Origin of the sequence: Pedobacter psychroterrae, from assembly GCF_004331695.1 — a bacterium.
In the GTDB taxonomy this organism is placed as follows: Bacteria; Bacteroidota; Bacteroidia; order Sphingobacteriales; family Sphingobacteriaceae; genus Pedobacter; species Pedobacter psychroterrae.
Genome location: NZ_SJSL01000002.1, coordinates 178385 through 192263 on the forward strand (window position 1 = coordinate 178385; position 13879 = coordinate 192263).

Here is a 13879-nt window from a genome sequence, read left to right on the forward strand (position 1 = left end):
TTCAGCATTACAAAGAGGTCATTTGCTTTAAATTCCACTCTTTAATCTCGTCTATCGAAATGCGTTTTTCGTAAATAGCCTTTCCTACTACTACCGAACGGATATCCAGTTTATCCAGTTCTTCGATATCGTTCATGGAGCTAACCCCACCTGAAGCGATCAGTTTGATAAAAGGAGAGTGGTCCAGCAATTTTTTATACAGATCTATCGCAGCTCCGCCTAGTTTTCCATCTTTGTTGATGTCTGTACACAGGAACCTGAAAAATCCCAGTTGCAGGCATTTGTCCACATAATCCATTAGTTTTATCGGCGAACTCTCCATCCAGCCCGAATACTTGATTACTTCATCCAGTACATCTATGGCAATGACAATCCTATTGGCATAATCATATTTCTTACCCACTTCAGCACTCAGTTCCGCAAGGAAATCCGGATTGGTGATGGCCTGGGTTCCTACAATCACACGGTGGATACCAGCATCCAGCAGGTTCGTTACCTGCTCAATGGTACGGATACCGCCTCCATATTGCACCCGCATATCTGTTTTTTTAATGATCTCAAAAAGCTCCTTTTGATTGCTGAAATCACCTTTTGCACCGTTCAGATCAATGATATGAATAAACTCGGTACCATTCGACTTGTAGGTGTCTATCATATCAGCGATAGATACATCATACACTGTTTTCTGGTCGTAGTCGCCTTCTCTAAGGCGGACTACCTTGCCATCTAATATATCAATTGCAGGAATTATGTACATTTTAATGTTTTAAGTTTGAAAAATTCTTTAATAAACGTTCACCAGCAGCACCTGACTTTTCAGGATGAAACTGGACGCCATAAAAGTTATCTTTTTGCACCGCAGCGGAGAAAGGCATGCCATACTCCGCTGTTGCGATGTCAAAAGTAGGGTTATATTCAATAAAGTACGAATGAACGAAGTAAAATTGTGTTAGATTTTTAACACCTTCAAACAGCGGATTGTTTTTGTGCGTGATATTGTTCCATCCCATATGGGGAATCTTAATCCCCTGATCCTTATTGAATAACCTTGTTTTGACAGGTACAATGCTCATCATATCGGCATCACCCTCTTCAGAATGCTGCGTGAGGAGCTGCATGCCTACACAAATACCCAGTACAGGTTTCTTCAATGCTTTGATAGGGGCTACCAGTCCGGTCTGGTCCAGTTTCTTCATTGCAGTACCCGCATGCCCGACCCCGGGGATGATGATGTGCGTATATTTATCCAGATCAGCTTCTTCATTGATCATGCCATAGGGCAGGTCTAGCCTGTCCAGTGCCGAGGTCAGCGAAAAGATATTGCCCGCTCCGTAGTTTACAATTCCAATCATTACAAGACTCCTTTAGTACTCGGCAGGACCAGCTTTTCTGCATCCCGCTTTATAGCCATCTTAATCGCCTTTGCAAAAGCTTTAAAGATCGCTTCTATTTTATGGTGTTCATTATCGCCTTCGGCTTTAATATTCAAATTACAGCGCGCTGCATCACTAAACGATTTAAAGAAGTGGTAAAACATCTCTGTAGGCACATCACCTACCTTTTCGCGCTTAAACTCCGCATCCCAAACAATCCATGCGCGGCCACCGAAATCAATCGCTGCCTGAGCTAAGCAGTCGTCCATTGGCAGACAAAACCCATATCTTTCCAGTCCCAGTTTATTGCCTATGGCCTTAGCAAACGCCTCGCCTAAAGCGATTCCCGTATCTTCGATCGTATGATGCTCGTCTATATGCAGGTCGCCGTCCGTCTTAATCCGGAGGTCTACGCTACCGTGACGGGCTATCTGGTCCAGCATATGGTCAAAGAAGTTCAAGCCTGTATGGATCTCCGCTTTACCAGTCCCGTCCAGATCTATATCAATGCTGATCTTGGTCTCATTGGTATTGCGCTCGTGGTGTATGGTGCGGCTTCCAGCCCTTAAAAAAGTATAGATGTCCACCCAATCAGAAGTCTGCAGGGCAATGTACTCACTCAGTTCCTCGGCTTTGCCCAGATTCTCCGCGGAGCCTAAGCCATCATTATTGCGCAGATAAATGGCTTTAGCACCCAGGTTCTTTGCCAGCACCACATCATTCAGCCGGTCGCCTATCACAAAAGAGTTCGAAAGATCATAGCCCTCATTCAGAAAATGCTGTAGCAAACCTGTATTTGGCTTGCGTGTTAGCGCGTTCTCGTGCGCAAAGGTCTTGTCAATGATCACCTCACTAAACACCACGCCTTCGCCTTTCAATGTATCCATAATGAAATTGTGCACCGGCCAGAAGTTTGCTTCAGGATGTGAGTCCGTTCCCAATCCGTCCTGATTGGTCACCATCACCAGTGTGTAATCCAGTTCGGCAGCTATGCGCGATAAATAATACAAGGCCCTCGGGTAAAACACCAGTTTAGCAAATGAATCTATCTGCTCATCCTCAGTTTCTTTTATCAGCGTACCGTCCCTGTCTATAAATAATACTTTCTTCATGATCTAAATAATATCCAAAGTTAAAAAGATTTAAGCGCTTCCAGTAGCTTAATGTTCTCTTCTGTGGTTCCTATTGTAATACGCAGACAACCTTCACACAGCGCCACTTTAGAGCGGTCCCTGATGATAATACCAAGGTCTACCAATGAATTATAGGTACCCAAAGCATCTGCTACCTGCACAAGTATAAAATTGGCATCAGAAGGATATACTTTTTTCACCATCGGCAATGCCAGGAGCTGCTCAGACAAATTTTCCCTTTCCGCCACAGTGATTTTGATCCACTCATTGACTTGTCCGATGTTTTCCAAAGCCTTCAAAGCGATATCCTGTGTAGCCTGGTTGATGTTGTAAGGCGGCTTTACTTTGTTCAGGATATCGATTACCGGTCTCGCAGCAAATGCCATACCCAGGCGCAATGCCGCCAGTCCCCATGCTTTAGAAAACGTCTGCATCACTACCAGATTAGGATATTCGGTCAGTTCCTGTATAAAAGTGCGTTGTTTAGCATAGTTGATATAGGCCTCGTCTATCACTACTAAACCCTTAAAATTGGCCAGTATGGTCTCCATATCCGTGCGGATGATGGAATTGCCGGTCGGGTTGTTTGGCGAACAGATAAAGATTAGCTTGGTACGCTCATCGATGGCTTCTGCTATCCCTTCCAGGTCCAGTTGGAAGTCGGGAAGCAAATCAACTTTACGGATCTCCACATTGTTGATATTGGCCGATACTTCATACATCCCATACGTAGGAGGGAGTATGATTACGTTGTCCTGGCCCGGCTCACAAAATGCCCTGTACAATAGGTCTATTGCCTCATCGCTGCCATTTCCCAAAAAAGTATTCTCTATAGGTACCCCTTTGATCTTGCTGATCGCGTCTTTAAGGTCTAGTTGCAGCGGGTCAGGGTAGCGGTTGTAGTTTTTCTGTATTCCTCTGTCGCCGGCATCGTCGACTTCATTGAGGAACGGCGAACCAAACGCATTCTCATTGGCATCCAGAAATACACTGGCCTGCCCTTTATATTCATCCCTGGCCGTAGAATACGGCTTCAGGTTTTTGATGTTTTCTCTTTGTAAATCGTTAATATCCATTGTAAGGATTATTTATTGTGTTTTCAATCTGATACTTATCGCGTTCCTGTGTGCCCTAAGCCCCTCAGCCTCGGCTAGTATTTCTACTGTATTGCCGATATTCTGCAAGCCCTGCGGGCTGATATGCTGAAAAGTGATCTTCTTCACAAATGAATCCAATGATACCCCTGAATACGCTTTCGCAAAGCCACTGGTTGGCAAGGTGTGGTTCGTGCCCGATGCATAATCACCTGCACTTTCCGGAGTCAGGTTGCCTAAAAAGACCGAACCTGCATTGCTGATCAAAGGAATCAACTCTTCAAAACGCTCCGTCGCCAGGATCAAATGTTCAGGAGCATAAGCGTTACTAAACGCCATTCCCTGTGCGAGATCAGAAACCAGCACTGCATACGAATTATCTATCGCTCTGGCTGTTACCTCTTTCCTTGGAAGTTCCGCCAACTGTACGTCAAGCGCTTTAAGTGTTTCTGTGATAATCTCCCTTGATGTAGCTACCAGAATAGCCTGAGAATCAGCGCCATGTTCGGCTTGCGCCAACAGGTCTGAAGCTACGTATGACGGATTGGCAGTATCATCAGCAAGCACCAAAACCTCTGATGGCCCGGCCGGCATGTCTATCGAAGTTCCCGCCAGTGACTGCACCATCTGCTTAGCCTGTGTCACATACCTGTTTCCAGGTCCGAAGATCTTGTAAACTTTAGGCACAGTTTTCGTTCCGAATGCCATGGCTGCTACCGCCTGCGCACCACCTATCAGGTATACCTTTTCGATGCCCAGTTTCAGTGCCACATAAGCTACATAACAATTGGTCTTGCCATCTTTTTGAGGAGGTGAGCACACCACAATCTCTTTACAGCCTGCCAGCATAGCTGGAATACCGAGCATCAGAAAAGTACTTGGCAGTACAGCAGATCCACCGGGGATATATAGCCCCACCCGTTCTATTGCCCTGCTCTCACGCCAGCAGGTTACACCCTGCATGGTCTCCACTTTACCTTCCTTACTGACCTGCGAAGCATGAAACTTATAGATGTTGTCGTATGCAGTATCAATCGCCTTGCTGGCATCCTCAGGTATAGTAGCTGCGATCTCCAAGATCTCCTCTTTCCCTATGTACAACTGCGCTAACTGTACCTTGTCAAACGCTAGCGCATAGTCGTAGAGTGCGGTGTCACCTGCCGATTTTACTCGGTCAATGATTTCCTTTACCCGTTCTTGTATGGTGTTGTCGTCTTCCAGCTGACGTAAGCAAAGATCTTCAATCTGTTGTTCAGATAAATCTGTATAACTGTAGAGTTTCAATATCTTATGTTTTAGTATTAACTATTGGTTAATGATAGAATATGCGAGATTTTACCCCAATCTGCTATTACGCGATGATTTTTTCAATCGGCATCACCACTATACCTTCCGCACCGGCAGCTTTCAGGCTATTGATCTTTTCCCAAAAATCATACTCCGCAATTACCGAATGCACAGCTACCCACTCCTCATCAAACAAGGGAACTACCGTCGGACTTTTCACACCTGGCAGCAAGTCTACTATTTTCTGAAGGTTGGTTTTCGCAACATTCAATACCACATATTTTGTCTCTTTTGCGCGCAGTACCGAACGGACCCTTTGCAACAATTCCTGAACTTCAGGCAGCAGATCCGAACCCGCCTTACCGATCAGTATCGCTTCCGATTTCATCACCTCGGCAAATGGTTTTAGCCCATTGCTTTTCAGTGTACCACCGGTCGACACGATGTCGCAGATCGCATCACTCAGTCCCAGTCCGGGCCCAATCTCTACCGAGCCAGATATCGTTCTCACCTCTGCATCAACATTATTGTCTTTCAGGTATTTTTCCAGGATCACCGGATAGGAGGTAGCGATCGCTTTACCCGCCAGTTGCGAAATATCAGTAACAGTACTCTCATTAGGAATCGCGATTTTCAAGGTACACTTGCCAAAGCCAAGCTTTTGCAGATAAGTAACCTGTGAGCCGGATTCGACGATCACATTTTCACCCACAATACCCAGGTCGGCAATACCATCCTGTACATATTCAGGGATATCATCGTCTCTCAAAAAGAGGATCTCCAAAGGGAAATTAGTAACGGTAGAAATTAAGGAGCTTTTATAGTTTTCAAAAGATAAACCACAATTTTTAAGGATCTCTACTGATTTTTCGTTCAATCTACCCGATTTCTGGATAGCAATTTTAAGTGTTTTCAATTTGTGCTTTTAGAATTATTAATAAACAGGAAAATAAGGTCGGAAACAAGTTTTGAAGTACAAAACATTACATATACATCGCCAACAGGCGATGGTGCAAATGTAAGTGATGGTTCAAAACGTTATTCATATCTTTATTTAAATCCTGATCTATAATGACAAGCATCTTAAGGAGATGCAAATATATAGATTGAAACCGCAAATCCAAATAATTAAGGTTAAATTGTGATCTACCTGGAAAATCTTGACGTCCCCTCATTTCATCTGGAATTTTCTATCTTAGTATCTGAATATGGAAATTAAAGATATAGCAGGTTACCGGCAGGAAGAACTCACCATAGATGCCGTAAAGGTACAGGTACAGGCATTACTGTTTTTTATCCCTTTTGCTGTGCTTTTTGGCATACCTTATTTTTTACTATGGTCAGGAAAGCTGACTGAAGAATCGCTCAGCGCTACTTTTTCAAACGGTTTTTGGCGCTTAGGCCTGTTGTTGCTGGCCTATTTTGGCGGGATTATAGTTCATGAATTAATTCATGGGGCCACCTGGTCTCTTTTCGCCAAATCAGGCTTCCGGTCGATCAGGTTTGGGGTGCTGTGGAAGTCGCTCACCCCGTATTGCCATTGTAATGAGCCCTTGCTGATGAAGCATTACCTGATCGGCGCAATCATGCCTGGAATTGTACTGGGTGTTGTTCCGTTAGTTTATGCACTCATTTCAGGAAGCCTTGGGTGGCTGACCTTTGGGCTTTTCTTTTCCATGGCCGCAGGGGGAGATTTCATGTTGATAAAGCTTATCTGGAGCCAGAATTTTAATGCCCTCATACAGGACCATCCTTCCAAAATTGGCTGTGTGGTTTATAAACCGATCAAATAATTTACCATCATGTCTGAAACATTAAGCGAAGAACAATTAAAAGGAATAGCCAATCAGTTGAGCTGCCCGACAGGGGAGGGGGGCTTGAAGACTGCTGAAAACATGGCACTGCACAATGACAATATGATCTCCGTGACCATAGATGCGTTAACGCTGCAAAATGCTGATGCAGTACTGGAGATTGGTCCAGGCAGTGCCACTCATTTGGATAAGCTGTTTGTGAAAGCAGCGGGGCTGAGCTACACAGGCGCTGATATATCTGACCTGATGATCAGCGAAGCGATGAAAAACAATACCGCGCTGGTTAAAAATGGACAGGCCGGCTTCTTCCTGTCGGATGGGAAGACACTGGATTTTGAAAACAATACATTTGATAAGATATTTACCGTCAATACACTGTATTTCTGGAATGATCCGGTTGGCTATGCCAGTGAAATACTCAAAGTGCTAAAACCCGGAGGTATGTTTTGTCTCTGCTTTGCACCTAAAGAATTTATGGTAAAGCTGCCTTTTACCGGGTATGTGTTTAAATTATATTCACTGGAAGACGCGCAAGCCGTATTGACCAGTGCGGGTTTTGATATAGTCAATGTGGGCAAGTATGATGAAGAAGTAAGAAGCAATGCCGGAGAAACCATAAGCCGGGATTTTATAGTGATCACTGCCGGAAAGAAGTGATTCACAGTATTGGTTTTTAGCTTAATAGGATTGTGCCTTGCAACTAATCGTAAATCCAGAGCAGCATATCTTTTTCTCCGCTTTTGATCAGTGCATCTATTTCCAGCATGTTGATGTCTGCTATGACAGGGCAGCCCATGCTTACGCCATGCAATCCATAAGGATGGATTTCGTGTTCGGGTACGGGCGAATAAGAATGCAACACAATGATTCTTTTATAGGCATTGCTGTTGGTGCTGTCCAGTCCGTGCATTTTATAATGGGCGTGGATACCCCAGTTGCTGTAGGCCCTTTTACCTATTTTGTATTTACCCAATGAGGTACAGTTGCTTTTTACTTTATTACTGAAAAAGACCTTAAAAGCAGTGCTGCCACCTCCGCTGCCATGTGCGCATAGTCCTTTAATAATCGTCTTTTTCTTTTTAAAATCGTAGACAAACAGGCGGTTTTTGCCCGAGGGTATCCCCATATCTATCAGGATGCAATAAGAGGTGTTCATTTTATGCGCTTTGCTATAGGCGAGTGCTTCATCAGCTCTGCTTTCAATAGAACGAACGACTGAGTGGGAAGTAGACATTGCTCGTTCAAGTCCCGGAACAAGGAAATAGAATACGATGGGAAGTAAGAGTTGATAATTTAGAAATGCCATGTTCTAATATAGCGAATTCTAAAATAAGGGTTACCTTTGCAACAAACTTATTGGTTTGAAAAAAACGCTGTTGCTTATTGGCCTGTTCGTGGCTGTGCTTTCCTCCTGCAAGTGGTTTCAGGAACCTCCGCCTGTGGGACTGATGCTGTCAAAGCATTTTAACAATAAGCTATACAAGAAATTTGATACGGCAGCGTATAATGTGGTAGTCAGGAGGCACCTGGATTCTATTGGCAAGCAGTTGTTAAATCCGAAAACTTTGAAGGCTTACTATTATTCTAAAGACTTTGAGCCAATGCTGGTGATCAAATACTTTGATAATGGAGGATTGGATACGCTGAAAGCATACATTGAGAAGGCTGAGCTTCATGGATTTAGTAAAGATAACTTTAGATATGAGCAGTTAAGCAAAGTGTTGGCTCTGCTGGATTCCGGTAAGTTTAAAAACATAGAGGAAGTGTATCCTGTGATAGCAGATCTGGAATTGAACACTGCGGAGGCACTGGTGAAGTACCACAACTTCGTTTACTATGGTGTTGTAAATCCGCGCAAAATATTAAGTAAATACAATATACCGGTGAAGCGGCCGGATAGTTTGTCGATCATTAAAGTATTGGCTACGGAGAACATGGTTCAGTTGCTGAGGGACATCCAGCCGGCTTCTGCGGATTATAAAATGTTTCAGAAGGAGCTGAAAAGTTATCTTGATACCATTTCGCGCGGAGAGCGGATGAAAAGGGCTGGGATAGCAAAGGCACAAAAAACCGGAACTGCGGGTGCAAGCAATAGTGCAAGCTGGTTGGTTGCCATCGAAGGCGACAGTACTTTACCTGCGGGTGATAATAAGTTAGCCGGGGCAGGGAATAGGTTGAAGACCATTCTGGTAAGTATGGAGCGGTTGAGGTGGAAATTGCCGGAAAAGGGCGCTGAATACATACAGGTAAATATTCCTGATTTTACGCTGACCTGGTTTGATGGTAAAGACACCGTGTCGTACATGAAAGTATGTGTGGGCGGCAAGCGTGAGGAAGGATTTGAAGAGAAGGTAAAGTTGTATCTGCAGACTGGAAAACTGGAAGATAAGCCTAAAAACCACCAGACACCTATGTTGTTTGGTAAGCTCAATTCGATACAGGTCAATCCGATCTGGAACATCCCTGTGAGTATTGCGAGGAGCGAGATCTACTATCTGGCGCTCAAAGACAGGTATTATTTATCAAATAATAATATTCAGGTGTATTATAAAGACAGGTTGATAAGGGATCCTGATACAATACAATGGCGTAAGTATAAGCGGGAAAAGCTTCCGTTTAAATTTAAACAAGGCTCGGGGAGTGGAAATGCGCTGGGTAAGTTTAAGTTCGTTTACGATGCCAGCTCAACTATCTATCTGCACGATACGAATAATAAAACTGCGTTTAAGCTGGCAGACCGGGCCATCAGTCATGGTTGTGTGCGGGTAGAGCGGCCATTGGAGTTTGCTGAGAAGCTGGTGAAAGATAAATACCAGTACGATCAGTTGAGGATGGAGGTAAACCTGCCACCTCTCGATACTACCCGGATGGAGTTTTATAAAAGAAAGCTGGCTAAAAAAGCGGATACAGTTAATTTATTTAAACTTAAGCCTTCGTGGTTTGGGGTGAAGCAGCCGGTGCCGCTGATCCTTAACTACATTACAGCCTGGGCTGATCATGGAAAAATACAGTACCGGCCTGATGTGTACGGACACGACGAGGCTGTGTGGGCTGTGATAAGGAAATTTATGTAGGAACTATGAAGTCAAAACTGATATGAGAAGTGATCCTGCCAATATGAGAAATCATCCTGCCGATATGAGATATTATGATAAAAGTGCTAACTTTGTTTTTTAATGAATTTCCTATATCCAGGTTTTCTTTTTGCGCTGCTGGCAATAGCCATTCCTATTGTAATCCATTTATTCAATTTCCGGAGATTTAAGAAGATTTACTTCAGTAATGTCCAGTTTCTGAAAGAAGCAAAAGAGCAAAATTCATCCAGAGAAAAGCTTAAGAATTTATTGATCCTTGCCTGCCGTATACTGGCCGTAACGTTTTTGGTGCTCGCTTTTGCACGTCCGTTTATTCCTTCCGAAACTGCAGCCAATCCTTCTGCTACAAATGTGGTGAGTGTGTATATCGACAACTCCTACAGCATGGAAACGGTAAACAAAGAGGGTAGTTTGCTGGACGAGGCCAGGCGTAAGGCCAAAGAGCTGGTGCAGGGTTATGGATTGAATGATCAGTTCAGGCTGGTCACCAATGACTTTGAAGGCAGGCACCAGCGATTGCTGAACAAAGAAGAATTTATACAATTGCTGGACGAGATTAAGATATCGCCGGTGAGCAGAACCTTGCAGCAGGTGATCAACAGGCAACAGTCTGGCACTGCGGGCAATAAGAACCAGATCAGCTATCTGATCTCCGACTTTCAAAAAGGATTTACAGGCAGTGCAAATATCAAGACACAGCCTGACGTCAGGTATACCTTCATTAAGCTGAATGCCAATACGCTGCCAAATATCTCGGTAGACAGCATATGGAGCTTATCGCCGATCCACCGTCCCGGAGGAGATGAAAAGCTTGTCGTAAGGTTGAGGAATTATGGCGGGGAAGATGCCACCGGAATACCGCTGAAGCTGCGCATCAACGATCAGCAAAAGGCCATTAGCAATATTAGTGTAAAGGCCGGTAAGGCGGTAAACGACACCTTGTCTTTTAGTGGTTTGCAGTTGCCATCGGGTGCTGCAAGCGGATGGAAGAAGGGAGTGGTGACGATCAAAGATTTTCCGCTCACATTTGATGATGAACTGAATTTTACTTTTAAGGTAAGCAATGAGCTCAGGGTGCTGAACATTGCGGGCAGCAGCTCAGATAGGTTTATAAAAGCATTGTATGCTTCAGATAAATATTTCAGGCTGACAGAAATGTCTGAGTCGAACATCAACTATACGGCATTGGCTGATTATAGCCTGATCGTATTGAGTGATTTGAAGCAACCATCCAGCGGACTGGCCCAGCAACTAAAAGCCTATGTGCAAAACGGGGGCTCGGTGGTTTTGTTTCCTGACCTGAGCATTGCTCCGCAAGTATATTCTTCCTTTTTGACGGCCTTATCATTGCCTGCTGTACAACAATTGAACTTTGGGGTACCGGTATCGAGTAACATCGACCTGAAAAACCCGCTGTTTAAAGATGTGTTTGATCAGGTGCCTAAAAACATGGACCTGCCGGTGGTGAACAGTTATTTTGGTTATGTCGGCCGAAACTCGAGTTCGATGACGCCTATTATCACCTTGCCGCTGAACAGGTTTCTTTTTGCAGGCTTTGACATCGGACAGGGTAAGGTATATTTAAGTGCGACCTCGCTGGACATTAAAGACAGCAACCTGCCGAGGCATATGGTGTTCGTGCCGTTGATGTACAAGATCGCTTTTGCGAGTGCCAAAGAACAGCCGCTGTATTATACACTGGGTGCAGACAACATGTTGGAAGCAGAAAAGATCAGCCTGTTGGCCAACCAGTCGCTGAAACTGGTGTCGGCAGATGCGGAGATCATTCCGGAACTGCGGCAAACTCCAGGCAAGACTTTGCTCTATGTAGCCGACCAGGTGAAAAAGGCCGGGTTTTATGCACTGAAACGCGGAGACTCTCTACTGGCGCAGGTAGCGTTTAACGACCACAGGATGGAGTCGGACATGCACTACACCACAGAAAAAGAACTAAAGGATTTATTTGGCGGGCAGCAGGTTGCGGTTTACAGCGCTAAGAAAGACGCCCTGTCATTAAACATCGCGATAAAAAATAACAGTATAGAATTGTGGAAACTTTGTATAATTTTAACTGTTGTTTTTTTACTCGCTGAAATACTATTGATCAGATTTTTTAATCATACAAAAAGCAAACAAAAAGCATGAATCTTCTTATCAAAGGCATAACCATTGCCGACCCAAACAGTCCCTTCAATTCAAAGAAATGTGATGTGCGTGTAGAACAGGGAAAGATAACTGCCATAGGAAATGGCCTGTCTGAAAGTGATAAAGGCGAGGTTGTGGATGGTGCGGGCCTGGTTTTATCTCCGGGCTTCTTTGATCTGAACTGTTCCATTGGTGATCCGGGTTATGAGACAAGAGAAGATATCAAGACGGCTACGGATGCTGCTAAGGCAGGTGGATTTACCGGATTGGCTGTTTTGCCGAATACCAGGCCAGTGGTTCATTCCAAAGGTGAGGTGGAGTATATACTGAACAGGGCTAAAGGCGGGCTGGTAGATGTACTTCCGGTGGGTGCGGTGAGCAGGGATCTGGAAGGGAAGGAGTTGGCCGAGCTATATGATATGCGACTGGCAGGTGCAGCGGCATTTTCAGATGGGGATAAGGTGATTGCTGATGATGGCTTTATGAGCCGGGCGCTGCAGTATGTAAAAGGTTTTGATGGCTTGCTGATGGTATATCCTGAAAGCAAGTCTATCGCCGGTAAATCGCAGATCAATGAAAGCGGCACAAGTGTGCTGTTGGGCATGAAAGGATTGCCGGCACTGGCAGAAGAGATGCACATCAGCAGGGATATATTTTTGGCCACTTACCATGATGCTCCAGTACACATCAGTACCATATCTACCAGCGGATCGGTAGCGCTGATTAAAAAAGCAAAGAAAGATGGGGTGAAGATCAGTTGCGATGTGGCGGCACATCACCTGGTATTTACCGAAGAGCTGCTGAATGATTTTGATAGCAATTATAAAGTAAAGCCGCCTTTGCGCGCGTCGTCGGATATCAAGGCTTTGATGGGCGGACTGAAAGACGGGACGATTGATGCGGTAGTATCTCAGCACCGTCCGCATGAAATAGAATTTAAGGACGTAGAGTTTGAGATTGCTGCTTATGGGATCATCGCACTGCAGACTGTGCTGCCATTGCTGCTGCAGGCAGGACTGGATGCCCAGCAGATTGCAGAGAAACTGGCCATAAACCCACGCAAGCTGCTTGGACTTGAAGTTCCGGTGATTGAAGAAGGGGCGGTGGCCAACTTTACGGTGTATGATCCTTCAGAAAAATGGGAGTACAACAGGGCCAGCAACTATTCAAAATCTGCTAATACTCCATTATTAAATAAAACCCTGACCGGCAAGGTACGGTTGGTATATAACAACAAACAATTACAAGCATATGGATAATCATGTTAAAGTTGCGCTGATCGCGTCGTTAGATAAGTTTGCTGAGGTTTCTGGAAATGATTCAGTAAAACTGGAAGAGGATTTAGTAGAGGTATTTAGCAAAGACCTGGGTTTTTTAGAGAAAGTAGCTGAATTTGATGAGGTGTTTGATGAGCGTCCCGCTTTTGAAGAGCTTAGAGAAGTATTCTTTGACCTGCTGATGATCAATTTCTTTGCGAATGATGTGCAGAAGCTGGAAGAGGATTATTTGGATTCTGAAGAATGGTCTGACATAGAAGAAGATACAATAGACCGTGGTACCGAATTGCTTAATTTGTTGCTCTACATCAATGAGTGCCATGATGAAGACATCAAGCCTGAACTGGGCGACTTCTTAAAAGAGTTTTTGCTGGTAGAGGAGGATGAGTTTCAGGATGAGTTCCATATTTATGAAGACCTGATCAGTAACCAGCAACTGGTAGAGAGCAGTGTGGAAGATATCTGCAGTCACGCGGGTATGATCGACCTAAGTGAGGAAATGGAAGAGCTGTTTGTGCCGTTTATGGTGTTCTTTCATGAGCCTGCTGCGACTGTGCAGATTGTTAAGGAACTGGATGAATTTAGTGCAAATAAAGAGTTTGATATTGCAGTTTACACGTTAATTGCTAATTTTAATAATAAATTAAACTAAAACAAACTA

Annotated in this window: 13 protein-coding genes; 6 read left to right on the forward strand and 7 right to left on the reverse strand. The window is 44.3% G+C overall.

The annotated features are described in order from the left end of the window. Nucleotides 1-7 precede the first annotated feature (7 nt). From hisA to hisG, 6 genes are all read right to left on the reverse strand, one after another. Nucleotides 8-757 carry a 1-(5-phosphoribosyl)-5-[(5-phosphoribosylamino)methylideneamino]imidazole-4-carboxamide isomerase gene (gene hisA, locus EZ437_RS09125; protein WP_131595524.1) on the reverse strand — a complete coding sequence of 250 codons (750 nt, stop codon included), beginning with the start codon at nucleotides 755-757 and terminating at the stop codon, nucleotides 8-10. A 1-nt stretch (nucleotide 758) separates the two neighbouring features. Then, on the reverse strand, nucleotides 759-1352 hold the full coding sequence (gene hisH, locus EZ437_RS09130; RefSeq protein ID WP_131595526.1) for an imidazole glycerol phosphate synthase subunit HisH: 594 nt from the start codon (nucleotides 1350-1352) through the stop codon (nucleotides 759-761). Next, nucleotides 1352-2485, reverse strand: a complete 1134-nt coding sequence (hisB, locus tag EZ437_RS09135; protein WP_131595528.1) for a bifunctional histidinol-phosphatase/imidazoleglycerol-phosphate dehydratase HisB — start codon at nucleotides 2483-2485, stop codon at nucleotides 1352-1354. The genes hisH and hisB overlap by 1 nt, the downstream gene beginning before the upstream one ends. A 20-nt stretch (nucleotides 2486-2505) precedes the next feature. Next, nucleotides 2506-3582: a histidinol-phosphate transaminase gene (hisC, locus tag EZ437_RS09140; RefSeq protein ID WP_131595530.1), complete on the reverse strand. Its 1077-nt coding sequence runs from the start codon at nucleotides 3580-3582 to the stop codon at nucleotides 2506-2508. A gap of 12 nt (nucleotides 3583-3594) precedes the next feature. Next, complete coding sequence (gene hisD / locus EZ437_RS09145; protein ID WP_205942674.1) at nucleotides 3595-4884, reverse strand: histidinol dehydrogenase; 1290 nt, start codon at nucleotides 4882-4884, stop codon at nucleotides 3595-3597. Between the two features lie 67 nt (nucleotides 4885-4951). Further along, a complete protein-coding gene (gene hisG / locus EZ437_RS09150; protein WP_131595534.1) occupies nucleotides 4952-5803 on the reverse strand; it encodes an ATP phosphoribosyltransferase in 852 nt (283 codons plus the stop codon). 292 nt (nucleotides 5804-6095) lie between these two features. Here hisG and EZ437_RS09155 point away from each other — a divergent pair, with 292 nt between their 5' ends. Further along, nucleotides 6096-6680, forward strand: coding sequence for a DUF3267 domain-containing protein (locus EZ437_RS09155; protein WP_131595536.1), 585 nt, complete (start codon nucleotides 6096-6098; stop codon nucleotides 6678-6680). Nucleotides 6681-6689: 9 nt separating this feature from the next. Beyond that, nucleotides 6690-7358 (forward strand): class I SAM-dependent methyltransferase, encoded by a 669-nt coding sequence (locus EZ437_RS09160; RefSeq protein WP_131595538.1) that lies wholly within the window; start codon nucleotides 6690-6692, stop codon nucleotides 7356-7358. Between the two features lie 43 nt (nucleotides 7359-7401). On the opposite strand, the gene EZ437_RS09165 is transcribed toward EZ437_RS09160, so the two are convergent. After that, complete coding sequence (locus tag EZ437_RS09165; protein WP_131595540.1) at nucleotides 7402-8007, reverse strand: murein L,D-transpeptidase catalytic domain-containing protein; 606 nt, start codon at nucleotides 8005-8007, stop codon at nucleotides 7402-7404. 55 nt (nucleotides 8008-8062) lie between these two features. Here EZ437_RS09165 and EZ437_RS09170 point away from each other — a divergent pair, with 55 nt between their 5' ends. The 4 genes from EZ437_RS09170 to EZ437_RS09185 all read left to right on the forward strand — a co-directional run bounded on the left by EZ437_RS09170 (nucleotide 8063) and on the right by EZ437_RS09185 (nucleotide 13870). Beyond that, the gene (locus tag EZ437_RS09170) at nucleotides 8063-9775 is read left to right on the forward strand and encodes a L,D-transpeptidase family protein (protein WP_225869539.1); all 1713 of its coding nucleotides are present in this window, start codon (nucleotides 8063-8065) and stop codon (nucleotides 9773-9775) included. A 102-nt stretch (nucleotides 9776-9877) separates the two neighbouring features. After that, the gene (locus EZ437_RS09175; RefSeq protein ID WP_131595542.1) at nucleotides 9878-11941 is read left to right on the forward strand and encodes a BatA domain-containing protein; all 2064 of its coding nucleotides are present in this window, start codon (nucleotides 9878-9880) and stop codon (nucleotides 11939-11941) included. Then, nucleotides 11938-13200: a dihydroorotase gene (locus tag EZ437_RS09180; RefSeq protein ID WP_131595544.1), complete on the forward strand. Its 1263-nt coding sequence runs from the start codon at nucleotides 11938-11940 to the stop codon at nucleotides 13198-13200. Before EZ437_RS09175 ends, EZ437_RS09180 begins: the two co-directional genes overlap by 4 nt. After that, the gene (locus EZ437_RS09185; RefSeq protein ID WP_131595546.1) at nucleotides 13193-13870 is read left to right on the forward strand and encodes a hypothetical protein; all 678 of its coding nucleotides are present in this window, start codon (nucleotides 13193-13195) and stop codon (nucleotides 13868-13870) included. The genes EZ437_RS09180 and EZ437_RS09185 overlap by 8 nt, the downstream gene beginning before the upstream one ends. Nucleotides 13871-13879: the final 9 nt, after the last annotated feature.

Coding starts and splice junctions, on each gene's coding strand:
- EZ437_RS09160 (WP_131595538.1), top strand. CDS start 6,690: ATGTCTGAAACATTAAGCGAAGAACAATTAAAAGGAATAGCCAATCAG.
- hisH (WP_131595526.1), bottom strand. CDS start 1,352: ATGATTGGAATTGTAAACTACGGAGCGGGCAATATCTTTTCGCTGACC.
- hisA (WP_131595524.1), bottom strand. CDS start 757: ATGTACATAATTCCTGCAATTGATATATTAGATGGCAAGGTAGTCCGC.
- hisB (WP_131595528.1), bottom strand. CDS start 2,485: ATGAAGAAAGTATTATTTATAGACAGGGACGGTACGCTGATAAAAGAA.
- EZ437_RS09165 (WP_131595540.1), bottom strand. CDS start 8,007: ATGGCATTTCTAAATTATCAACTCTTACTTCCCATCGTATTCTATTTC.
- hisC (WP_131595530.1), bottom strand. CDS start 3,582: ATGGATATTAACGATTTACAAAGAGAAAACATCAAAAACCTGAAGCCG.
- EZ437_RS09155 (WP_131595536.1), top strand. CDS start 6,096: ATGGAAATTAAAGATATAGCAGGTTACCGGCAGGAAGAACTCACCATA.
- EZ437_RS09180 (WP_131595544.1), top strand. CDS start 11,938: ATGAATCTTCTTATCAAAGGCATAACCATTGCCGACCCAAACAGTCCC.
- EZ437_RS09185 (WP_131595546.1), top strand. CDS start 13,193: ATGGATAATCATGTTAAAGTTGCGCTGATCGCGTCGTTAGATAAGTTT.
- EZ437_RS09175 (WP_131595542.1), top strand. CDS start 9,878: ATGAATTTCCTATATCCAGGTTTTCTTTTTGCGCTGCTGGCAATAGCC.